The sequence below is a fragment of the Paenalcaligenes hominis genome (assembly GCF_011927625.1).
Lineage (GTDB): Bacteria > Pseudomonadota > Gammaproteobacteria > Burkholderiales > Burkholderiaceae_B > Paenalcaligenes > Paenalcaligenes hominis.
On sequence record NZ_JAATIZ010000003.1, the window covers coordinates 157,551 to 179,825 of the forward strand.

Below are 22,275 nucleotides of genomic sequence, written 5' to 3' on the forward strand. Positions count from 1 at the left end.
TATAGTAAACCTTAATTCTACCCTTACTCCACAGACTTATCCACAACCCCTGTGTTTTTATCCACAGCCCCTAATATGTCTTCTTCCTCCGCAAATGTGTCGCTTTAAGGTAAAATGCGCACCAACCCTATTGTTTTGGCCTTTTACTATTGACTAATCTAGTAAAACTTGCTGAAATAATAGTCTTTTGTAGATTTTCTGTTGCCAGAAACCTAGTTTTGTCGTCAAACCGCTTTTAGATTGGCTTTTAAAGTATCTTTAAAGGTTTTACGCGAGGGGCTTAGGTTTGGTCTTTTAGGCGTTATCTGGCGGCACTTTTATTTGTGGACTAACCATGAAGCGCACATATCAACCATCAGTTACCCGTCGCAAACGCACGCACGGTTTTCGCTTACGTATGAAAACCCGTGGCGGCCGTGCCGTACTAAACGCTCGCCGTGCCAAAGGCCGCAAGCGTTTAGCTGTTTAATCGGCAGCAGGTGCCACTAGGCACATACTGGACAGGTCGCATCAACCTAAATGCGTACTGACTATCCAGCCTCTGCACGACTACATCGCCCCTCCGAATACGCCTCCGCCTTAAAAGGCAGACGTATAGCAAGAGGGGCTTTGTTTGTTGTCAACACACCACGTCAATCTTCAGCAAGCGCTGACTCTGCTCGGCTAGGTTTGATTATCCCTAAACGCCTTGCGACACGAGCTGTAACGCGTAACACCATTAAACGGGTAATACGCGAAGCCTTCCGTTTACAACGCCCTCTTTTACCTCCTAACGATTTTGTGGTTCGTTTGCACACTAAAGTGCCAGACGTATCATTAAGACAGCTACGTGTATTGGTGCGAACGGAAATAGACAGCTTGTTCCAAAAGGCCAGATAGTGAAAACCATCTTAATAGGTTGTGTACGTTTTTATCAAATAGCGATTAGCCCTTGGTTGGGCCGTAATTGCCGCTACTTGCCTACGTGTTCAGCCTATACTATCGAAGCCATTGAGGTACACGGTGTTGTACGTGGGGTTTGGTTAGGTATGAAACGTATTGGTTGCTGTCACCCTTGGGGTCGTAGTGGCTATGATCCTGTCCCACCGAAAAAACACTAACTCTATTCACCTTTACTTCCAAGCCCGCCTATAAAACTTGATTAACAGCGTTTTAAGTTTTTTGGCTCGCTTAACCTTTGTATAACAGGCGCTATGGACATTCGACGCACCATCCTCTGGATGATCTTTTCCTTTTCGCTCCTGCTACTTTGGAACAACTGGCAAGAGCACAACGGCAAACCTTCTTTATTTGCTAGCACTCCTGTTGACCAAGAGCAGTCGCAATCTACTACGGCCTCTACTGATATTTCTGTACCGCAAGCCGCGACACAGACCTCAGCCGCCCCCGAGTTGCCCGCTAGTCAACCTACGGCTTCTGAACTGATCACTGTTAGCTCAGACGTATTAAAGCTTGAGTTTGATACCGTAGGCGCACAGCTCGTGCATGCCGAACTACTCAAGTTTGCGGTTCCCGGAGAGCCTGATAAACATATGGTGCTGTTGGATGACTCCACGTCCTCAGTTTACCTAGCCCAAAGTGGCGTAATTGGTGCACCGGCAGGCCAAGCCTACCCCACTCACCTTACCCCATTTAGCTTACTGTCCCAGCAAAAGAATGCCTCTACCGGTGACCTAGAGATCGTATTCGAGGCTACCTCGGACGATGTACGTGTATTGAAAACCTACGTCATCACTCAGGGCAGTTATGACATCCGTGTGGCTACCCAAGTTGAAAACCTCGGTGCAACGGCTATCACCCCGTCCATTTATTTACAGCTGACTCGCGATGGTAACAACCCACCAGATACGTCCAGACTGTACCGTACCTTCACGGGCCCTGTGGTTTATTCTGAAGAAGACAAATTCCAAAAAATTGGTTTTTCAGATATCGATAAAAACAAAGCGAAATACACCACAGCCAGTCCTGATGGTTGGATTGGAATGGTTCAGCATTACTTTGCCACCGCTTGGGTACCCGCCCAGGGGGTTGAGCGCACCAACCAGGTGTTACGTGTAGCTGATAATCTTTATGCAGTCCGTACTATTTACCCCATCGGTACGATTGAGCCCCAGCAATCGGCAACAGTAGAAGCCGACCTATGGGTTGGTCCTCAAGACCAACAAGCCATGGCTCAAGTCGCTAAAGGTTTAGACCTCGTGGTTGACTATGGTTGGTTGACGATTTTATCCAAGCCTTTATTCGCTATTTTGACGTGGCTTCACGGCATTATTGGCAACTGGGGCTGGGCTATTGTGCTCTTAACGGTACTGATTAAGCTGGTGTTCTACCCCTTATCGGCTGCTAGCTACCGCTCAATGGCAAAAATGAAGCAAGTCACCCCACGTATGCAAGCCATTCGTGAAAAGTACAAAGAGGACCGGGTTAAGCAAAACACAGCCATGATGGAGCTCTACCGCAACGAGAAAATTAACCCTCTTGGCGGGTGTTTACCTATGGTGGTGCAGATCCCCGTATTTATCGCTCTCTATTGGGTGTTGTTAGGCAGTGTAGAGATGCGTGGTGCACCGTGGATCTTGTGGATTCATGACTTATCGGCTCGTGACCCATGGATGATCTTGCCAGCGATTATGATGCTTACTATGTTCTTGCAGATTCGCTTGAACCCTACGCCACCCGACCCCCTCCAAGCCAAGGTGATGATGCTCATGCCATTAGTGTTTGGTGGCATGATGTTCTTCTTCCCTGCCGGTCTGGTGTTGTACTGGGTAGTTAACAATGCGTTGTCCATTGCTCAGCAACAGTACATCACACGCAAAATAGCCAACGCCGCCGAAGAGAAAAAAATCGGCTAAGCGCATTTGCTGCATCAAAAAGCCTCTGTGTCTAAATCCAGCACAGAGGCTTTTTTTATGGCCTTGTTAACACTAAGGCTTCTGCTAAAAACACACCTAATGCTATGATGACGGTTCTTTACTCTTCCCGCTTTTTATGATGTAGGCTTAGGGTTTTGATAGCCACTACCGCCTCTTTCTTGCCTCTTTGATGTCTATGAGCAGCCCTTCTACTTCTACACCTATTGCCGCTATTACTACAGCCCCCGGTCGTGGCGGCATTGGCATTGTGCGCCTCTCTGGTTCCGACCTTAAGCCTTTTATACAGGCCTTTTTTCATCAAGACTTAAAGGCACGCCATGCGCACTACCTGCCCTTTAACGATGCTTCAGGCCAAGCCATCGACGAGGGCATTGCTTTGTTTTTCCCTGGGCCAAACTCATATACCGGTGAAGACGTACTTGAGCTACAAGGTCACGGCGGCACGGCAGTACTACGCCGAGTGCTAGCACGATGCTTTGAAGTGGGCAATGCACTGGGGCTACGTCATGCCACGCCCGGCGAATTTACCCAACGGGCTTTTCTTAACGACCGCCTCGACTTGGCTCAAGCCGAAGCGGTGGCAGACCTTATCGATGCCTCTTCCGAGGCCGCAGCCAAAGGGGCCATGGCCTCTTTAAGTGGCGCCTTTTCTCAGCAAATTAATGCATTAGCCGATCGCATTATTCACCTACGCATGTTGGTAGAGGCCACCTTAGATTTCCCCGAAGAGGAAATTGATTTTCTGGAAAAATACCAAGCAGCCGATCAATTACAAAGCATTAATGACGATTTGCAATTATTACGGCGCCAAGCAAAGCAGGGCCAAGTCATGCGAGACGGCATGCATGTAGTTTTAGCAGGGCAACCTAATGTGGGTAAATCCAGTCTTTTAAACGCTTTAGCAGGCGATGACATTGCCATTGTGACTGACATTGCCGGTACCACGCGCGATCGCGTGACGCAGCTGATTCATATCGAAGGCATCCCTATTCATATTGTGGATACCGCTGGGCTACGCGACACCGATGATACGGTAGAAAGTATTGGTATTCAGCGCAGTTGGCAAGAAATAGCCAAAGCGAATGTCATTCTGCATTTACTGGATGCGCGCCGACCAGACGACACCTCTGACCAGGCCATCATGTCCAAGCTACCCAGCACTACCCCTACCTTACAAATTCTTAATAAGACAGATTTACTGCCTGCCGAAGCCACGCAGCACAGTAATGATAATGAGAATCAATTACACATATCTGCGCATACTGGTCAAGGTCTAGATGAATTGCGTCAACGTTTATTACGTATAGCAGGTTGGTCTCCCCATACCGAATCACCATGGCTAGCACGTGAACGGCATCTTCATGCCTTAGAACGTTGCGATGCCCATCTCCAGATAGCCAGGTTTCACGCTCAACATGACGATCAAATTTTAGATTTGTTTGCAGAGGAGCTTCGTCTTGCTCATAATGAGCTTTGTGAAATCACAGGTGTTTTCACTAGCGATGACTTGCTTGGGGAAATATTTTCTAGCTTTTGCATAGGTAAATAAAAACAGCGTTCTGTTTCACGTGAAACACGTACCGCTGCACACACCGCACACACCATCAAACAAAAGCACGCTTTTGTACTGCTTTATTCGTGTTTACCCCTAGTCAAAAGAGTAATAAGGGTTTGCTGAACGAGAGCAACATGAATACGTTGCTCTTTACTAATGGCAAACACATCCACTTGCGTAATTGTTAAGGTACGCCCAGAGCGTATCACTTTACCTACTGCTTCTAAATAATCCCCTTGGGCAGGAGCCAGCAAGTTAATTTTAAACTCTACGGTCAACACTTCAGCCCCTTCCGGCATTAAGGTGTAGCCGGCATAACCGCCTGCCGAATCAGCCACAGCACTCGTGCCTCCAGCATGAAAATACCCATTTTGTTGCGTCACCTGTTGGCTAAATGGCATGTGTAAGATGACCTCGCCGGGTTTAACGTCAATTAACTCCACACTTAAATGGTGCATTAAACCTTGACGTTCAAAACTTTGTTTTACACGTTGGAAAAGTGGATTATCGTGAGCTAATGGCATAGGTCTCCCTTTTATTTATCTAATGACTCATTTTCTGAACGTACCACACATACTCTTTGCCGCGCACCGGGTCAAACCCCAATTCTTGGGTAATAAAAAAAGCGCACCGTTCGTGCGCTTCTGCAGATCAAAAAACCAAAACTAAACCACAGTTAACACCTCATCGACATCCAAACGAGGGTTTTGTGGAAAATTTCCTTCAGCTGGGTAACCTACTGCCACAAGCATCACAGGAATTTGATGAGGCCCTAAATCGAAAGCCTGAGTTACTAACTCTGGAACAAATCCACTCATTGGCCCTGATACTAAACCTTGTTCTTCTGCCGCTAGCATTAATGCCATTGCCGCCAGGGATGCAGAGCGAAAGGCTTCATTATGTTGTAGCGTTGGGTTGTTTTCATGTGAAGCCTCTACTTTAGATTTCCACACCGCGGCATTGTCCTCGCTTAGCCCGGCTTTGTCTTTGAGTACCTCTAATACCCGATCAAATTGCGTATGAGACTCTAGCTCACCGCAAATAATAAAAGTAACCGGCGCATCAAGCACTTTTTGTTGATGATAAGCAGCAGCATGAAGCTTTTGTTTTGCTTCCGGGCTTTGCACAGCAACAAAATGCCAATTTTGTAGGTTGAATGCCGTTGGCGCTAAGGTAGCCAGACGCACTAACTCTTGTATTTGCTCAGCGCTCAAAGTTTTATCAGGGTCAAAAAAATTGGTAGCGGCTCGGCGTTGTAGAGCTTCGGTGACAGTTAAACGCATTATTTCCTCGATTAAAAACAAAATAGCCAACTGTCATCATAAACCCAGTCTGCGCTCTGCCATGATTAACAACACAGAATTCTTAAGGCGGCAACAGGCGCGAATTGCGTTACTTTCACCACACGCCCCTTTAACTTTACCGTAAAAAGAATTATTCTCATTATCATTGCAAATCTTAATTACAAAAGCCGTTACTTATTATGCCCAACACATTTAGACCGCTGCCCTCACGTTCTTCTTTACTACTATTGCTGGTTTTAAACGCCTATACAACGATGGGCCTGGCTCAAGGGGTAACGAAATTAGAAACAGTAACGGTTAGCGCTGAGACCGAGTTAAAACAGGCCTTAGGGGCTTCAACTATTGACGCTAGCGATATTAGCAAAAGCCCACCTACCAATGATTTAGCTGATTTAATTCGTACCCAACCTGGTATTAACTTGACGGGCAACTCCAGTAGCGGCCAGCGTGGCAATAACAGACAAATTGATATTCGCGGCATGGGCCCAGAAAACACACTAATTCTGATTGACGGCAAGCCCGTTTCATCACGCAATGCGGTGCGGTTTGGTTGGCGCGGTGAACGCGATACCCGAGGCGATACGAATTGGGTTCCCGCCGAGCAGGTAGAGCGCATAGAAATTTTACGAGGCCCTTCTGCTGCTCGCTATGGCAATGGTGCCGCCGGTGGAGTGGTCAATATCATTACCAAACCCGTAACCGATGAGCTCACTGGTTCCGCTTCGGTTTATTATAAAAAACCGCAGCATCGTGACGAAGGGGCTACGCAACGCTTAGGCTTTAATCTATCTGGTCCTATTACAGAACAACTAGGGTTTAGACTCTACGGCAACCTAAATAAAACGAATGCCGATGCGTTTGATATCAATAAAAAATACGCATCAAGCCCTCGCTTAGGCTCCAATGCGGGGACCTATGCTGCAGGGCGCGAAGGCGTGCGTAACAAAGACCTAAGCGGCTTACTTTCATGGCAAGCCAACCCAGATCATCGTCTAGACCTAGAGGCTAATATAAGCCGCCAAGGCAACATTTATACGGGTGATACTCAAAACACCAACAACGATCGTGGCACAGCAGAACGTCCCGGTAAACAGCTAGTTGACTCACACCTCGGTGCAGAAACCAATCGTATTTATAGACAAAGCTATTCACTGACTCATCGCGGTAATTGGACTGACACAACAGATAGCCTGAGCTACATCCAATTTGAAAACACCCGCAACACGCGTTTAACTGAAGGTTTAGCGGGTGGAACAGAGGGGCTGTTTGATACAGGAAGCCATGCCAACATTGACCTAAAAACACTGACAGCCCACAGTGAAATAACGACGGAGGTCAACGCGTTTACTGTGCCACAGGTTGCTACCGTGGGACTAGAGTGGGTCAGCCAGCGTATCAATGATCAAGCCTCTGATTTAAAAAAGACCAACAACATCCAAGGACCTAATCCCACCTATAGCGGCAAAGAAAGCGCTCGTATTTTTTCTATTTTTGCTGAAAACAATATGTACGTGACCGATGACACAGTGCTGACTCCTGGCGTACGGTTTGATCACCACAGTAAACAAGGCACGAATATCAGCCCATCGCTGAACCTTTCTCAGGCTCTTTCGGATAATTGGACATTTAAAGCCGGTATAGCGCGCGCCTACAAGGCTCCTAACCTGTACCAGCTCAATGACGAATACACGCTCTACAGCCGTGGTTTAGGCTGCGCCGGCGGTGGTTCAGGCGGCGGGTGTTTTCTTATGGGTAACCCCAACTTAAAAGCGGAAAACAGCATCAATAAAGAGCTAGGCATTGAGTACCTAGCTGACTCAGGATTAAGCAGCAGCTTGACGTATTTCCGTAATGACTACAAAAACAAAGTAGAAGCCGGAAACACCCCTCTGCGCCAACACACCACCCAAGTAGGCGCCAATGCAGCCATTGCTGATGTATACCAATGGCAAAACGTGCCAAAAGCCGTTATTCAAGGTTTAGAGGGCAATGTGAGTGTGCCTTTTGGCGATGATGTCTGGTGGAATACAAACTTTACCTACATGCTAGAAAATAAAAACAAAAGACTGGTGATTACTTGTCAGTGATTCCGAAGTTTACGATTAACAGTAGTGTTGGCTGGCAAATCTCTTCGCAATGGTCTGTTTTGGGGCAGGTAACGGTATACGGTAAGCAAAAGCCTCAGAAGTACGACTATCAAGGCTTAGCCGTGACAGGCTCTGCTGCGGACCAGATCTCGCCTTATGCTCTATTTAATTTTAGTAGCCGCTATGTGGTCAACAAAAACCTTGAGTTCACTGCGGGGGTCGATAATCTATTTGATAAACGTTTATTCCGTGCAGGCAATGCTTCGGGTGTGAATACCAACCCAGGTAATCCCAATATGCTCGCTGGCGCAGGGGCCTACACCTACAATGAGCCCGGTCGAAGTTTCTTTATCGAGGCTCGTGCGCGCTTTTAAGCATTTATTAACTTAAGGTAATAAAAAAGGCAGAGGATTACTCTGCCTTTTTTTGCTTATATTTTGTGGCCCATGAGCTCACCTAACTGAATAGGTCGCTCTGGTTGCCAAGACGACTGAAATGCATAAGAGGCCTCGGGAAAAAGCATCACTACCGTAGAACCGAGTAAAAACTGCCCCATTTCTTGGCCCTGCTCTAAAACTAGGCTGCCGTCGTACTCCCATTTATGTACGCCATCTAAACGCGGATTATTTACCACGCCATGCCATGCGGTTTTCATGCTCCCTACGACCGTTGCACCCACTAACACCATAACAAAAGGACCACGCTCGCCTTCAAAAACACATACCACTCGTTCATTACGTGCAAAGAGCTGGTCAATAGTTCGAGCCGTTAAGGGATTAACTGAATACAGATCGCCAGGCACATATATCATTTTCTTCAAACGGCCCTGGCAGGGCATATGAATGCGATGATAGTCTTTAGGGCTTAAATAAAGCGTAGCAAATACACCATTTTCAAATTGACTGGCTAAAACAGAATCGCCACCTAATAATGCCGTTGTGGTAAAGGATTTGCCCTTGGCTTGAAATACTTGATCAACATTGATTGCGCCGAGTTGGCTAATAGCCCCATCAACCGGAGAAACCAAATCAGCACTAGCTATAGGGCGCACTGATTTTTTAATTTCTCGGGTAAAAAAATGATTAAATGAAGAATAGAAAGCAGGGTCTGATTCGACTGCTTCTGACATATTCACACCGTATCGTTTAATAAAGTATTTAATAAACGAGGTTGTTAAGCCACCACCTTTAGTATTGGCCAGTTTTCCTAAAAACTCTGTCAGCAAACGCTTAGGCATTGTGTGCTGAAAGAACATAAATAACTTATCTGACATAATTGGGCTCTAAATAAACCACCTGATCACGGCCGCTGTTTTTTGCTTGGTACAAGGCTTTATCGACGCGGCTAAGTGATAGGCTATAGTCAGGGTGACCATCAAATAAAGTCACCCCTATACTTGCTGTTAAATGCAGTTCTTTTTGATTTGCAGTCACAAACTTTTCTTCACGTATGGCGCGAGCAATATGGTTAGCCGTACGCAAAGCCCCTTCTTTATTCGTATCAACTAATAAAATTAAAAATTCTTCGCCACCTAAACGGAATACGTAATCCCCTGCTCTGCATCGGCTTAATAAGAGCTCGGATAATTGCTGCAAGACCAAATCGCCTGCCTCGTGGCCATAATTATCGTTAACACTTTTAAAATAATCTAAGTCAACAGCAACTAAAGCAAAACTACTGTTTCTTCTGCGTGCATAACCTACCTCTTTAGATAACACAACAGATAAATATTTTCGACTTAACAGACGCGTTAGCTCATCTCTACCGGCTTCAACTTCGTTATATTTATCAAATAAATGATTCATATTTATTTGAATATTTCTCGCTTCTGTTCGAATCCCCTTTAGCAATTCAATTTTATTATCCGTTTCATAAAATTGTGGCAAAATTTGCTCTATACGTCTCATGGCAGAAAATATAATCTCTGTCTCTGGCAAGCTCTCAAAAGCATGAGCCCCCTTATGAATAAACCATAAGCCAAAATCAGATTGTTTAATGCTTTGTAAGTTTTCAACGGGAGTACCAATTGTTAAATCAAACATGAGTTGGTTTTCCCAATCTAACAACGCTGATTTCTGCCGTCCTTTTTCCGCTGCAGCATTATGCACAGCCGAAAAAAGGCGATATGACTCCTCAGCACGAGACTTCCTATCATAGCTTTTCGCATAGGCTCGGCTCATGACTTCCATCGCGATATCAATAGAATCTGACACAAACTGAAACGCTTCTTTTGCAATGATGCAATCGACCCCTGGTTGGGCTTCCAGCAATAAAGCAAATTTCTTTTTTAAGGTGCGTGCACCTAGCAATACTAAATGTACAGGTAGGTCGATTCGTGCATGCACCTCGCCTACCCGGTGCTGCAACTCGACATTGGCCTCAAAATCCGTGGTCTCATCTACAGAAAAAACCTGTTGAATCCATTTCTGCATTGACCCCATTAAGCTAGTTTGCACCGCCTCATGTGATAAAAATAATTTAGCAGCGGGGTCAGTCAGCATCTGCTCATAGAAATAAGCCGCTAACTCTTGGGTATGAGTGAGCGCTAAGTGCTTAACTAGAGCACGGACCTCTATAGGAAACAACAATATAGAATTTCGCCATTCAGATGCTAAAAAAGCGATAGCAGAGTTCGGCATACAACCTCATATCAACGATTAGTTTGATGGCTTAGCAAACACTGCACAGTAAGCCATCCTAATTTTCTCATGGCTGGCTAAGCCTATTAGGTATTATAGGCGCCAGCGCACTTTTCGTACGGAATAAAACACGCATTCAACCTGCCCCCCCTCATAGAAAAAAAACAACAAATTCCTGAAGCCGTTTTTTCTCAGCCCTAAAAATATTTATCAAAAAAGAGGGTGCAAGGCTGTGGATAACATCTACGGCACGGGTTGTGGATAAACTGTGGATGCTTTCTGCATAACTTTGGGCTTATCCAAATCGGGAAAAGTTATCCACATTCCATACATTTCTACCCACATAGTTATCCAAAGGTTCAACTACTAGCTAAAACATTGATGCAACTAGGGTTTTTAGAGTTATCCCAGTTATCCACAGGCACCCATTACCAACAACAATAATATATATATAGTTATTAATAACAAGCTAACGACAACAGAGGGGTTTGGTTTTACCTACTTTGCAATTCGTTTCAACAAACCATGGGTTTTGTTAAACTAAAGCCGCATAGCGTTGTTTTAATCCTGTTTTCCTCTTTCTGCTTTTCTTTGACACAAGCAGCGAACTGTAGGACAATTTGGTTTATGCGTTTGCTATTATCTCTTTTTATTCGTTTAAAAAGTATGAATTCACCCGACTCAAAGCACTTTTATGTTTAACTTATCCACAATTTCAGACAAGCTTTAAAGGTTTTTTGTTGGTGTAAAGTTCCTTTTTAATCAATCACTTACGCATCTATTCTAGACTTTAGTTAAAAACTTAGCCTTATCGCGCTGCTTACTCCACAGAGTTATCCACAAGCCCTAGGTTTTTAACTCGTTCCATTTACCCGTCGCTGTGCGAAGAAAACGCTATTTATGGCGCATGCGCACTATAATAGTTTTTTTCGTTTTTTCTTAACTTAAACAATGAACTACACAGATTCGTTTGATGTAATCGTCGTAGGTGGTGGTCATGCTGGTACCGAAGCCGCTTTAGCTGCAGCACGTGCGGGTGCATCTACACTTTTGCTCACTCACAATATTGATACCCTAGGGCAAATGTCCTGCAATCCTTCTATTGGGGGTATTGGAAAGGGGCATTTGGTTAAAGAGATTGATGCCTTGGGTGGGGCAATGGCTTTAGCGACTGATCATGCTGGCATTCAATTCCGCATTCTTAATCAGTCTAAAGGCCCAGCAGTTCGTGCTACGCGTGCTCAAGCAGACCGCTCTTTGTATCGAGCAGCTATTCGACAAATTGTTCAACATCAACCAAATCTCACTGTATTTCAACAAGCTGTTGATGATCTTATTCTGGAAGGCGACCGAGTTGTCGGGGTAGTTACGCAAATAGGCTTACGTTTTGCTGCTAAAGCAGTAGTGTTAACGGTTGGTACCTTCCTTAATGGCCGTATTCATGTAGGGTTAGATAACTATTCAGGCGGCCGTGCAGGCGATCCTCCCTCCATTACCCTTGCTCAGCGTCTGAAAGAAATGGCACTGCCTCAAGGCCGTTTAAAAACGGGAACACCACCCCGTATCGACGCCAATACAATTGACTTCAGTCAGCTCGAAGAGCAACACGGTGATACGAATCCGGTTCCTGTTTTTTCCTATTTGGGGCGTGCTGCTATGCACCCCAAACAGTTGCCGTGTTGGATTACTCACACTAACGCCCGTACGCATGACATCATCCGTTCTGGCTTAGACCGTTCGCCTATGTACAGCGACCAAGGTACCATCGAGGGGGTAGGGCCGCGTTATTGTCCTTCTATTGAGGATAAAATCCATCGTTTTGCTGACAAAAGTAGTCATCAAGTATTTTTAGAGCCCGAGGGCTTAACTAGCACAGAGATCTATCCAAACGGCATCTCTACCAGTTTGCCCTACGATATTCAAATAGGTATTGTCCACAGCTTGCCAGGCTTGGAAAATGCTCGCATTGTTCGTCCAGGCTATGCGATTGAGTACGATTACTTTGATCCACGCGCACTTAAACCCACATTAGAAACCAAGTTTCTAAATGCTTTGTTTTTTGCGGGTCAGATTAACGGTACCACTGGCTATGAAGAGGCCGGCGCCCAGGGGTTACTCGCAGGGATTAACGCCGTCCGTTTAGTTCGAGATCAAGAGCAATGGTATCCAAAACGCAACGAAGCGTATTTGGGTGTATTAGTCGATGATTTAATCACTCGTGGTGTCACAGAGCCCTATCGCATGTTCACTTCACGTGCTGAATACCGATTATCACTACGAGAAGATAATGCCGATGTACGCTTAACAGAAATAGGGCGCCAGCTTGGCTTAGTGGATGATAAACGTTGGGATGCCTTTAATAGAAAACGCGATGCCGTAGAAGCAGAAATTGAACGATTAAAATCTACTTGGATAAATCCACGCCTTGTTTCACGTGAAACACAAGAAGCCGTATTAGGTCGAGGTATCGAGCGTGAATACCCTCTACATGACTTACTGAAACGCCCAGAAATTCATTATGAAGATCTTTTCAAACTGGTAAAAGCGGATGATAAAACACCGGTTTTAAGTGATCAAGGTCTGGATTCTGTCGTCACGGATCAAGTGGAAATAGAAGTCAAATACGCTGGATACGTAGCACGCCAACAGGTTGAAGTATCCAAACAGGCTGCACTCGAAGAAACCAAAATACCAGCTGGCTTTGATTATAGTAAGATATCGGGGTTGTCGAATGAGGTCGTGATCAAGCTCAAAGCCGCTGCACCAGAAACGGTGGGGCAAGCGAGCCGCATTTCTGGCGTGACGCCAGCAGCCACCTCTCTATTGCTTGTTTACTTAAAGCGTTTATCACCCCGAGGAAAGTAATGGACTTGAATAGCTATAGGCAGCGTTTGGTAAACGCTGCCCAAGCTTTAGGTGTGGAATTAACCTCTACTCAGGTAGAGGTTTTATTAAAATACCTACAGCAAATGCAGCGTTGGAATAAAACATATAATTTAACTGCTCTACGCGATCCTGAGCTAATGCTAGTTCAGCATATTTTTGACAGTTTAGCAGTCGTTCCTGCTATTCAAGCACTAGCACAAGCTAAGGCCGACTCAGCCTTAACCATTGTTGATGTAGGTTCAGGCGGTGGTTTACCAGGTGTTGTATTAGCGACGGCATGTTCCACGTGGAACATTCATTGTATTGACGCCGTAGAAAAGAAAATGGCTTTTGTACGACAAATGGCTGCCGTACTGACCCTGCCTAATTTAAAAGCGCATCATATCCGCATTGAGCAAGCAGAGAGTTTCAATGCAGATATTATTATTTCACGAGCATTTGCTTCATTGGTAGATTTTGTTAATTTGTCTGAAAAGCATTTAGCTGAGCAGGGGCAAATTATTGCTATGAAAGCAAAATACCCTGAAGAGGAAATACTAGATTTAGAGTCAAAAACAGACTGGCGTGTGGAATCTATATTAGAATTAACCGTGCCGGAATTAAATGCTGAACGTTGTCTAGTTTATTTAAAAAAAGGGTAGGGTATGAGCGCTAAAAAAGCCAGTCATGTGTTTTGTATTGCCAATCAAAAAGGCGGCGTAGGTAAGACCACCACTTCAGTCAACTTGGCTGCAGCCTTAAGTGCTTTAAAACAAAAAGTATTACTCATAGACCTAGACCCTCAAGGCAATGCCACCATGGGCAGTGGGGTAGATAAGCAAAATGTAGAGTTAAGTATTTATCAAGTCCTTATTGGGGCGAATACTATCGATGAATGCAAGCAGCGCTCTGAAGCTGGCGGTTACGATGTGCTTGCGGCAAACCGAGAGCTATCCGGTGCTGAAATCGACCTAATTCAAATGGATAGCCGAGAAATGCAATTAAAGCTAGCGCTAGAACAAAATGCTACCCATTACGACTTTGTATTAATTGACTGCCCACCCACTTTATCGCTACTAACGCTTAATGGTTTAGCCGCTGCTCAGGGGGTTATTATCCCCATGCAATGCGAGTACTTTGCGCTCGAGGGCTTATCTGACTTAGTTAATACTATCAAACGTGTCTATAGAAATATTAATAACGAATTAGAGCTAATCGGTTTGTTACGGGTCATGTTTGATCAACGCATTACATTGCAGCGCCAAGTTTCTGATCAAATTGAGCACCATTTTGGTGACAAAGTATTCGAAACAAAAATTCCCCGCAATGTTCGTCTTGCTGAGGCCCCTAGTCATGGGGTACCAGGTATTGTGTATGACAAAAATTCACGGGGTGCCAAAGCGTATATGGATTTTGGCCGTGAGTTAATCAAACGCTTGAAAGTGAAAAAGAAATAAAAAGGATCGGTTATGGCTACTACACGTAAACCTAAAGGATTAGGTCGCGGACTGGATGCACTGCTTGGCGAAGATGCAGATATCTTAGGGGACTTAGGCAAAGCCTCTGATATCCTCGAAGGGGTTAAACCCATTGCGATCAAACAAATTAAAGCCGGTAAATATCAGCCTCGCACGTTAATGGACGAGGGGGCTCTTAACGAGCTGGCCGACTCAATAAAAAGCCAAGGCTTAATGCAGCCTATCTTATTAAGACCAATAAAAAAAACCGGTCAGGTTAAATACGAAATCGTAGCAGGTGAACGCCGTTATCGTGCCGCACAAATTGCAGGCTTAAAAGAAATCTCTGCATTAGTACGCGATATTGAAGATAAAAATGCAGCGATTATGGCGCTCATAGAAAATATGCAGCGCGAAGACCTCAATCCTCTTGAGGAAGCCCAAGGGGTGAAGCGTTTAATCGATGAGTTCGGCTATACGCATGAACAGGCTGCCCAAGCCATAGGCCGTTCACGTTCAGCAACCAGTAATTTACTACGCTTAATTAATTTAGCTGAACCTGTACAAACCATGCTGTTAGCGGGTGATATTGATATGGGGCACGCTCGTGCTTTGCTAGCTGTTGAAGCCGCTGCGCAAATCATGCTGGCTAACGAAGTGATCGCGCGCCGTTTAACAGTACGTGAAACAGAACGTCTAGTGGCACGATTTTTAAATGGCGAGATTAACCTAGATAAAAATGCTGCGCCGCAGCAAAAAGAGAAAAACGCAGATGTTAAGCGCTTTGAAACCGTATTAGCGGATTACTTAGGTACATCGGTCAATATTAAAGCCAACGCAAAAAACAAAGGCTATTTGCAAATTGCTTTCCAGGATTGGGAGCATTTAAATGACTTACTTGAACGTCAAGGGTTATTAAAGCTCTTCGAGGAACAATAGCGCATTACCTATTAAAAAAACCTGCACGCGATAGCAGGTTTTTTTTAGCCTAAAAGTAGGGTAGATAAGCACAGCCTAATAAGAGCCAGTTAAGTTATATTATGCGCATCGGCACTACGCCGCAAAATACATTCAACCATAAAACAATGTAACTAAAAGTTACTTCAATTTTTCTTTGCTACCAGCTAAGAGGATGCGTATGTTTAAAGCAATAACTAATTTTTCTGTGCGCTTAGTCGAGCGTTATTTGCCGGACCCTTATATTTTTGTCATTTTACTAACGTTAATCGCAGGGGGAGCAGCGGCGTTTGTAGAACACAAAACGCCAATGGCGATTGTGAATATGTGGGGTGATGGCTTTTGGGGCTTGCTCGGCTTTACCATGCAAATGCTACTGGTGTTAGTTGCTGGCTATATGTTAGCCAGTACACCAGCGGTACGACGCATTTTGGCAGCCTTAGCGTCCTTACCCAAATCTGCGGGCGCTGCTATTATTTTGGTGACCCTAGTGGCCTTGGTGGCTGACTGGATCAACTGGGGCTTTGGTCTGGTTGTCAGCGCTTTATTTGCTAAAGAAATTGCCCGTAAAGTACGGGTAGACTATCGATTGCTCGTCGCTAGTGCCTATTCGGGTTTCATCGTTTGGCATGGTGGCTTGGCAGGCTCAGTGCCATTAACGATCGCGACCAAAGGCCATTTTCACGAAGATAAAATGGGCATCATTGGTACCGGTGATACGATTTTCTCTACATTTAACCTTTTACTAGTGGCTGCCATGTTTATTGTGGTGCCGTTAGTCAACCGGTTGATGATGCCTGACGAGAAAGACAGTGTATATATTGACCCTGCTTTATTAAAAGACCCTGAGCCAACCCGCTCTGATGCGGAACAAAACCGTCCTGCCGATAAACTTGAAAAAAGTTATGTGCTTTCCATGTTGATTGGGTTCGCAGGGCTCGCTTATTTGTTTAACTATTATATAGTGCGAGGGGCCGGTCTTAATCTAAACGTGATCAATTTTACCTTTTTGGTATTAGCGATTGTGCTGCATGGTAATGCACGTAACTTATTAAATGCTTTGGATGAAGCCATTAAAGGCGGCGCTGGGATTGTGATTCAATTCCCTTTTTACGCAGGCATTATGGCTATTATGGTGGACTCGGGTCTAGCGGCTACTTTATCTGATTGGCTTGTGTCATTCGCCACAGCACACACATTACCGTTTTGGACCTTTCTCAGCGCAGGCCTGGTTAATGTGTTTGTGCCATCAGGTGGCGGCCAGTGGGCAGTACAAAGTTCAGTGGTAATTTCAGCCGCCCAATCCTTGGATGCCGATGTGGCCCGAGTTGCCATGGCGGTTGCCTGGGGTGATGCATGGACAAACCTATTACAACCTTTCTGGGCACTGCCTGTGTTGGCCATTGCAGGCTTGAAAGCTAAAGACATCATGGGCTTTTGTTTAATCCAGCTTGTGGTGACTGGAATAATTATCTCTATAGGTTTAACTTACTTCTAAAAGCAGTAAACCCGATCACGTCGAAGCGGCTTAAAGCCGCTTCATTTTTTACTTGACACGGCTTTGAATTTTTGCAATAATCTATTTTTTGGTTGCTTTGAATATAGCAGCGACTAAATTTGCTTGACTAGTTCTTTTAACTCAAGCATAATCACAAATCTATATACGGTGGGATACCCAAGTGGCTAACGGGGGCAGACTGTAAATCTGTTGGCTTACGCCTACGTAGGTTCGAATCCTACTCCCACCACCAAATTCATATAGAGACACTGATTAGTGTTTCCGGGTAGAAGAATCGCCTGCGGGTGTAGCTCAATGGTAGAGCAGAAGCCTTCCAAGCTTAAGACGAGGGTTCGATTCCCTTCACCCGCTCCAAAATATATGTTGCCCATGTGGCTCAGGGGTAGAGCACTCCCTTGGTAAGGGAGAGGTCGCGCGTTCGATTCGCGCCATGGGCACCACACATCTCATTTCTTTCACGTCTTAATTCCTTTCAGGAGTCTGCCATGGCTAAAGGCAAGTTTGAACGGACGAAACCGCACGTCAACGTTGGTACTATTGGTCACGTTGATCACGGTAAAACCACATTAACCGCGGCTATTTGTACAGTTCTAGCCAAAGAATACGGCGGCGAAGCACGCGACTACGCACAAATTGACGCAGCTCCTGAAGAAAAAGCACGCGGTATCACTATTTCTACTTCACACGTAGAATACGAAACCCCTAACCGTCACTACGCACACGTAGACTGTCCTGGTCACGCTGACTATGTTAAAAACATGATCACCGGCGCAGCACAGATGGACGGCGCGATTTTGGTATGTTCCGCTGCTGATGGCCCCATGCCTCAGACACGCGAGCACATCTTGTTAAGCCGTCAGGTTGGCGTGCCTTACATTGTTGTGTTCTTGAACAAAGCCGATATGGTTGACGATGAAGAGTTGCTCGAGTTGGTAGAAATGGAAGTGCGCGAGCTACTTTCCAGCTACGATTTCCCTGGCGACGACACCCCAATCATCAAAGGTTCTGCCAAGCTAGCGCTTGAAGGCGACATGGGTCCTTTGGGTCACCCCGCTGTATTGGAATTGGCTGCTGCACTAGACAGCTACATCCCAACACCCGAGCGTGCGGTTGACGGTACCTTCTTGATGCCTGTTGAAGACGTGTTCTCCATCTCCGGTCGCGGTACTGTAGTAACTGGTCGTATCGAGCGTGGTGTGGTGAAAGTCGGCGAGGAAATCGAAATCGTTGGTATTCGTGACACCGTTAAGTCCACATGTACTGGTGTAGAGATGTTCCGCAAGTTGCTTGACCAAGGTGAAGCTGGCGATAACGTGGGTGTACTACTACGTGGTACCAAACGTGAAGACGTTGAGCGTGGCCAGGTTCTAGCGGCTCCCGGTTCGATCAAGCCTCACACCGACTTTGCGGCCGAGGTGTACATTCTGTCCAAAGAAGAGGGTGGTCGTCACACCCCATTCTTTAAAGGCTACCGTCCTCAGTTCTACTTCCGTACGACTGACGTCACCGGTACCATTGAGCTACCTGAAGACAAAGAAATGGTTCTACCTGGCGACAACGTTGCCATGAACGTTTCCTTGATCGCTCCTATCGCTATGGAAGAAGGTCTACGTTTCGCGATTCGCGAAGGTGGCCGTACCGTTGGCGCTGGCGTGGTAGCTAAAATCATCAAATAAACTAATTTTTAGTTTATGATGCGCTAAAAAGGCTTGGTCTTAGGACTCAAGCCTTTTTTGTTATGTGTTTAAGTAAACGGCAAGGTAACTATGCTGGCTTTTTGGATGCTGAAGGCCGCGTGCAAGGGGCTCTAAAATAAAGTAGAGCAAAATATAAAAATATAGGGTAAAATACCTTTTATTGCAGCAGCAGTTGGTTTTTGCCAAAAATAAACCACATTATTAATTAAAAAAATCAAAAAAAGCCTTGCGTTTAGTAAAAGGTTTTTGTATAATCGTTTTTTGTACTTGAAAAGTGAGTCTTTTTTCACTTTTAGGGTTTTAGGGGTATAGCTCAATTGGCAGAGCGTCGGTCTCCAAAACCGAAGGTTGAGGGTTCGATTCCTTCTGCCCCTGCCACTTCAGTCAATCGTCACCTACTGTGGCGTCCAATCGTCGAACTATGTCGAATACCAACGTTGAAACCGTTAACCGCGGCCCGGATCGTGTAAAGCTGGGCTTGGCAATCGTAGTGCTTGCCGCAGGGATTGTTGGTTACTCTTTGCTCGAAACGCAACCCGGAATTGTCCGGGTAGGTGTGTTTTTGGCGTCTGTGATTGCTGCAGCTTTTATTGCTTGGACCTCTGAAACAGGTAAACGAGCAGTGGGATACCTCAAAGATTCCTACTACGAAGTAAAGCGCGTTCACTGGCCCTCTCGCAAAGAAACCACTCAAATGACTGCTATTGTCTTCGCTTTTGTGGCGGTCATGGCTGTATTGCTGTGGGTCATCGACCGAGGACTAGAGTGGGTTATCTATGGTCTATTACTAGGCTGGAAATAAAGGGCACACATGAGCAAACGCTGGTATGTCGTACACGTTTATTCTGGTATGGAAAAAAGCGTGCAAAGGGCTTTGATCGAGCGCATTGAACGTGCTGAATTAGAAGACTCCTTTGGTCAAATTTTGATTCCATCCGAAGAAGTCGTCGAAGTAAAAAACGGTAAAAAATCTATTTCCCAACGTAGAATCTTTCCAGGTTACGTGCTGGTCGAGATGGATCTTACTGATGAAACATGGCACTTAGTGCGTAGCACAAACCGTGTTACTGGTTTCTTGGGTGGTTCTGGCAACCGTCCTACCCCAATCTCTCAACGAGAAGTGAACGAGATTCTTTCCCAAATGGAAGAGGGTACCGAGAAACCACGTCCAAAAATTTTGTTCGAAGTGGGCGAGATGGTTCGTGTCAAAGAAGGTCCTTTTGCGGATTTCAATGGCAACATCGAAGAAGTCAACTACGAAAAATCCAAGGTGCGTGTATCAGTGACTATTTTTGGTCGCTCCACCCCTGTGGAACTTGATTTTGATCAGGTCGAAAAGACCTAATTACTAACCCCCGGGGAGCCTAATTCTTTTATTAGGCGCTAACCCGCAAGGAGTCTTATCATGGCGAAGAAAATCGTCGGTTTTATCAAGCTGCAAGTACCAGCTGGTAAAGCTAACCCTTCCCCACCCATTGGCCCAGCTTTGGGTCAACGTGGTCTAAACATCATGGAATTCTGTAAAGCGTTTAACGCTCAAACCCAAGGCATGGAGCCCGGTTTGCCAATTCCAGTTGTAATTACCGCCTACGCAGATAAAAGTTTCACTTTTATCATGAAAACACCACCTGCAACGATCTTAATCAAGAAAGCTGTAGGTATCCAAAGCGGTTCTGCTCGTCCAAACCTAGATAAAGTAGGTACATTGACACGCGCTCAAGCTGAAGAAATCGCCAAAACCAAAGAACCCGACCTAACTGCCGCCGATATGGATGCAGCGGTTCGTACTATTGCCGGTACTGCTCGCAGTATGGGTATTAACGTAGAAGGGGTTTAAGAGTCATGGCTAAACTAAGCAAACGCGCAGCAGCTATCGCCGCTAAAATCGACCGTAATACATTTTATCCTGTTACTGAAGCTCTAACACTCGTTAAAGAGACAGCAACAGCTAAATTTGACGAATCCATCGACGTTGCCGTTCAGCTCGGTATTGATCCTCGTAAATCCGACCAATTGGTTCGTGGTTCAGTGGTTCTACCTGCTGGTACAGGTAAAACAGTACGTGTTGCTGTTTTCGCTCAAGGCGAAAAAGCCGAAGAAGCACGTGCAGCGGGCGCCGATATCGTTGGTATGGAAGACCTAGCAGAACAAATCAAAGCCGGTCAAATGGACTTTGATATTGTGATTGCTTCGCCTGACACCATGCGTATTGTTGGTACTTTAGGTCAGGTTCTCGGTCCTCGTGGCCTCATGCCAAACCCTAAAGTCGGTACTGTGACTCCTGATGTAGTAACAGCTATCAACAACGCCAAAGCGGGTCAGGTTCAATACCGTACAGATAAAGCCGGTATTATCCATGCCACTATTGGTCGCGCCTCGTTCAACGTTGAACAGTTGCAAGAAAACTTAGTCGCATTGGTAGATGCTCTAGCTAAAGCTCGTCCAGCTGCTGCTAAAGGTGTTTACATGCGTAAAGTCGCAGTATCTTCCACCATGGGTGGCGGTGCTCGCGTAGATATCGCTTCTTTACAAGTTTAATTTGTAAAGAAAACTAGTTACTTTGGGCTGCAGTACAACGTGTGTGTACTGTTGCTGTCAAAGACCGTTGGAGCTAATTCATTAGCTTAATTAAAGCTTCGGCTTTATCCAACGTAGACGGCGCCCAGGAAGATTTTCTTTCCAGAATCTCGACCAGGTGCGCCGCATTCGGTTGATGTAAGGAATCAGCCTTACATCTAGAAAGGAGTGTTCAACCGTGAGTCTCAATCGTCAAGAGAAAGCGTTAGTTATCGAAGAGGTTGCTGGTCAAGTCAGCAATGCACAATCGATCGTTATCGCGGAATATCGTGGTTTGGACGTGGCCTCCGTTACCGTATTGCGCAAACAAGCGCGTGAGTCGGGCGTGTACCTACGTGTTCTTAAAAACACGTTAGTTCGTCGCGCTATTGCTGATACTTCTTTTGATGGCTTATCCGACCAACTCGTTGGTCCACTAATGTACGCCATCAGTGAAGATCCAGTAGCTGCTGCGAAAACCCTCGCTGATTTCGCTAAAACCAATCCAAGCCTAGTCATTAAAGGCGGTGCTATGCCTAATAGCATCCTTGACGAAGCTGGCGTCAAAGCGTTGGCATCTATGCCTTCCCGCGACGAACTATTGGCGAAATTGCTTGGCACGATGCAAGCTCCTATCGCTCAATTTGTGCGTACGCTTAACGAAGTACCAACTAAATTTGTACGTGGCTTGGCTGCTGTACGCGATCAAAAAGAAAGCGCGTAATTACAAACACATTGGTAATTCGTTGTATCGGGTACCATT

Annotated in this window: 22 protein-coding genes and 4 tRNA genes; 22 read left to right on the forward strand and 4 right to left on the reverse strand. The window is 45.6% G+C overall.

Going from position 1 to position 22,275, the window contains the following annotated elements; all coding sequences use genetic code 11:
- The first annotated feature begins 334 nt into the window (after window positions 1-334).
- From rpmH to mnmE, 5 genes are all read left to right on the forward strand, one after another.
- Entirely contained in the window at window positions 335-469 is a 135-nt protein-coding gene (gene rpmH, locus GGR41_RS07880; RefSeq protein ID WP_077734131.1) for a 50S ribosomal protein L34, read from the forward strand.
- 50 nt (window positions 470-519) lie between these two features.
- The gene (gene rnpA, locus GGR41_RS07885; protein ID WP_167661397.1) at window positions 520-879 is read left to right on the forward strand and encodes a ribonuclease P protein component; all 360 of its coding nucleotides are present in this window, start codon (window positions 520-522) and stop codon (window positions 877-879) included.
- The gene (yidD, locus tag GGR41_RS07890) at window positions 876-1,100 is read left to right on the forward strand and encodes a membrane protein insertion efficiency factor YidD (RefSeq protein ID WP_216819645.1); all 225 of its coding nucleotides are present in this window, start codon (window positions 876-878) and stop codon (window positions 1,098-1,100) included. Before rnpA ends, yidD begins: the two co-directional genes overlap by 4 nt.
- Before the next feature lie 93 nt (window positions 1,101-1,193).
- Window positions 1,194-2,855, forward strand: coding sequence for a membrane protein insertase YidC (gene yidC / locus GGR41_RS07895; RefSeq protein WP_167661398.1), 1,662 nt, complete (start codon window positions 1,194-1,196; stop codon window positions 2,853-2,855).
- Between the two features lie 196 nt (window positions 2,856-3,051).
- Entirely contained in the window at window positions 3,052-4,425 is a 1,374-nt protein-coding gene (gene mnmE / locus GGR41_RS07900) for a tRNA uridine-5-carboxymethylaminomethyl(34) synthesis GTPase MnmE (RefSeq protein ID WP_167661399.1), read from the forward strand.
- 83 nt (window positions 4,426-4,508) lie between these two features.
- Here the strand turns inward: mnmE and GGR41_RS07905 are convergent, their stop codons facing one another.
- Both GGR41_RS07905 and GGR41_RS07910 read right to left on the reverse strand, forming a co-directional pair.
- On the reverse strand, window positions 4,509-4,955 hold the full coding sequence (locus tag GGR41_RS07905; protein ID WP_167661400.1) for a PaaI family thioesterase: 447 nt from the start codon (window positions 4,953-4,955) through the stop codon (window positions 4,509-4,511).
- Between the two features lie 141 nt (window positions 4,956-5,096).
- Window positions 5,097-5,714 carry a nitroreductase family protein gene (locus tag GGR41_RS07910; protein ID WP_167661401.1) on the reverse strand — a complete coding sequence of 206 codons (618 nt, stop codon included), beginning with the start codon at window positions 5,712-5,714 and terminating at the stop codon, window positions 5,097-5,099.
- 200 nt (window positions 5,715-5,914) lie between these two features.
- Here GGR41_RS07910 and GGR41_RS07915 point away from each other — a divergent pair, with 200 nt between their 5' ends.
- Both GGR41_RS07915 and GGR41_RS13185 read left to right on the forward strand, forming a co-directional pair.
- A complete protein-coding gene (locus GGR41_RS07915; RefSeq protein ID WP_276509349.1) occupies window positions 5,915-7,822 on the forward strand; it encodes a FepA family TonB-dependent siderophore receptor in 1,908 nt (635 codons plus the stop codon).
- Complete coding sequence (locus GGR41_RS13185) at window positions 7,819-8,196, forward strand: TonB-dependent receptor (protein ID WP_276529469.1); 378 nt, start codon at window positions 7,819-7,821, stop codon at window positions 8,194-8,196. Before GGR41_RS07915 ends, GGR41_RS13185 begins: the two co-directional genes overlap by 4 nt.
- A gap of 56 nt (window positions 8,197-8,252) precedes the next feature.
- On the opposite strand, the gene asd is transcribed toward GGR41_RS13185, so the two are convergent.
- Together asd and GGR41_RS07925 are read right to left on the reverse strand one after the other, a co-directional pair.
- Window positions 8,253-9,095 carry an archaetidylserine decarboxylase gene (gene asd / locus GGR41_RS07920; protein WP_167661402.1) on the reverse strand — a complete coding sequence of 281 codons (843 nt, stop codon included), beginning with the start codon at window positions 9,093-9,095 and terminating at the stop codon, window positions 8,253-8,255.
- On the reverse strand, window positions 9,085-10,461 hold the full coding sequence (locus tag GGR41_RS07925; RefSeq protein ID WP_167661403.1) for a diguanylate cyclase: 1,377 nt from the start codon (window positions 10,459-10,461) through the stop codon (window positions 9,085-9,087). Before GGR41_RS07925 ends, asd begins: the two co-directional genes overlap by 11 nt.
- Before the next feature lie 951 nt (window positions 10,462-11,412).
- Here GGR41_RS07925 and mnmG point away from each other — a divergent pair.
- The 15 genes from mnmG (at window position 11,413) to rplJ (ending at window position 22,236) form a co-directional block, all read left to right on the forward strand.
- A complete protein-coding gene (mnmG, locus tag GGR41_RS07930; protein WP_167661404.1) occupies window positions 11,413-13,326 on the forward strand; it encodes a tRNA uridine-5-carboxymethylaminomethyl(34) synthesis enzyme MnmG in 1,914 nt (637 codons plus the stop codon).
- Entirely contained in the window at window positions 13,326-13,988 is a 663-nt protein-coding gene (gene rsmG / locus GGR41_RS07935) for a 16S rRNA (guanine(527)-N(7))-methyltransferase RsmG (RefSeq protein ID WP_167661405.1), read from the forward strand. The genes mnmG and rsmG overlap by 1 nt, the downstream gene beginning before the upstream one ends.
- Window positions 13,989-13,991: 3 nt before the next feature.
- On the forward strand, window positions 13,992-14,783 hold the full coding sequence (locus tag GGR41_RS07940) for a ParA family protein (RefSeq protein WP_077734119.1): 792 nt from the start codon (window positions 13,992-13,994) through the stop codon (window positions 14,781-14,783).
- Between the two features lie 12 nt (window positions 14,784-14,795).
- Window positions 14,796-15,722 carry a ParB/RepB/Spo0J family partition protein gene (locus GGR41_RS07945; RefSeq protein WP_167661406.1) on the forward strand — a complete coding sequence of 309 codons (927 nt, stop codon included), beginning with the start codon at window positions 14,796-14,798 and terminating at the stop codon, window positions 15,720-15,722.
- A 199-nt stretch (window positions 15,723-15,921) separates the two neighbouring features.
- Entirely contained in the window at window positions 15,922-17,238 is a 1,317-nt protein-coding gene (locus GGR41_RS07950; protein WP_167661407.1) for a short-chain fatty acid transporter, read from the forward strand.
- A gap of 167 nt (window positions 17,239-17,405) precedes the next feature.
- Window positions 17,406-17,491: transfer RNA gene (locus tag GGR41_RS07955), tRNA-Tyr, on the forward strand.
- 48 nt (window positions 17,492-17,539) lie between these two features.
- Window positions 17,540-17,613: transfer RNA gene (locus GGR41_RS07960), tRNA-Gly, on the forward strand.
- Between the two features lie 11 nt (window positions 17,614-17,624).
- A tRNA-Thr gene (locus GGR41_RS07965) sits at window positions 17,625-17,699 on the forward strand.
- 45 nt (window positions 17,700-17,744) lie between these two features.
- Complete coding sequence (gene tuf / locus GGR41_RS07970; RefSeq protein ID WP_077734101.1) at window positions 17,745-18,935, forward strand: elongation factor Tu; 1,191 nt, start codon at window positions 17,745-17,747, stop codon at window positions 18,933-18,935.
- A 323-nt stretch (window positions 18,936-19,258) separates the two neighbouring features.
- Window positions 19,259-19,334: transfer RNA gene (locus GGR41_RS07975), tRNA-Trp, on the forward strand.
- Between the two features lie 43 nt (window positions 19,335-19,377).
- Window positions 19,378-19,758 (forward strand): preprotein translocase subunit SecE, encoded by a 381-nt coding sequence (gene secE / locus GGR41_RS07980; RefSeq protein ID WP_077734115.1) that lies wholly within the window; start codon window positions 19,378-19,380, stop codon window positions 19,756-19,758.
- 9 nt (window positions 19,759-19,767) lie between these two features.
- The gene (nusG, locus tag GGR41_RS07985; protein ID WP_077734114.1) at window positions 19,768-20,301 is read left to right on the forward strand and encodes a transcription termination/antitermination protein NusG; all 534 of its coding nucleotides are present in this window, start codon (window positions 19,768-19,770) and stop codon (window positions 20,299-20,301) included.
- A 60-nt stretch (window positions 20,302-20,361) separates the two neighbouring features.
- On the forward strand, window positions 20,362-20,793 hold the full coding sequence (gene rplK / locus GGR41_RS07990) for a 50S ribosomal protein L11 (RefSeq protein ID WP_077734113.1): 432 nt from the start codon (window positions 20,362-20,364) through the stop codon (window positions 20,791-20,793).
- 5 nt (window positions 20,794-20,798) lie between these two features.
- Window positions 20,799-21,494, forward strand: a complete 696-nt coding sequence (gene rplA, locus GGR41_RS07995; RefSeq protein WP_077734112.1) for a 50S ribosomal protein L1 — start codon at window positions 20,799-20,801, stop codon at window positions 21,492-21,494.
- A gap of 217 nt (window positions 21,495-21,711) precedes the next feature.
- Window positions 21,712-22,236, forward strand: coding sequence for a 50S ribosomal protein L10 (gene rplJ, locus GGR41_RS08000; protein ID WP_077734111.1), 525 nt, complete (start codon window positions 21,712-21,714; stop codon window positions 22,234-22,236).
- The last annotated feature ends 39 nt before the right edge of the window (window positions 22,237-22,275 follow it).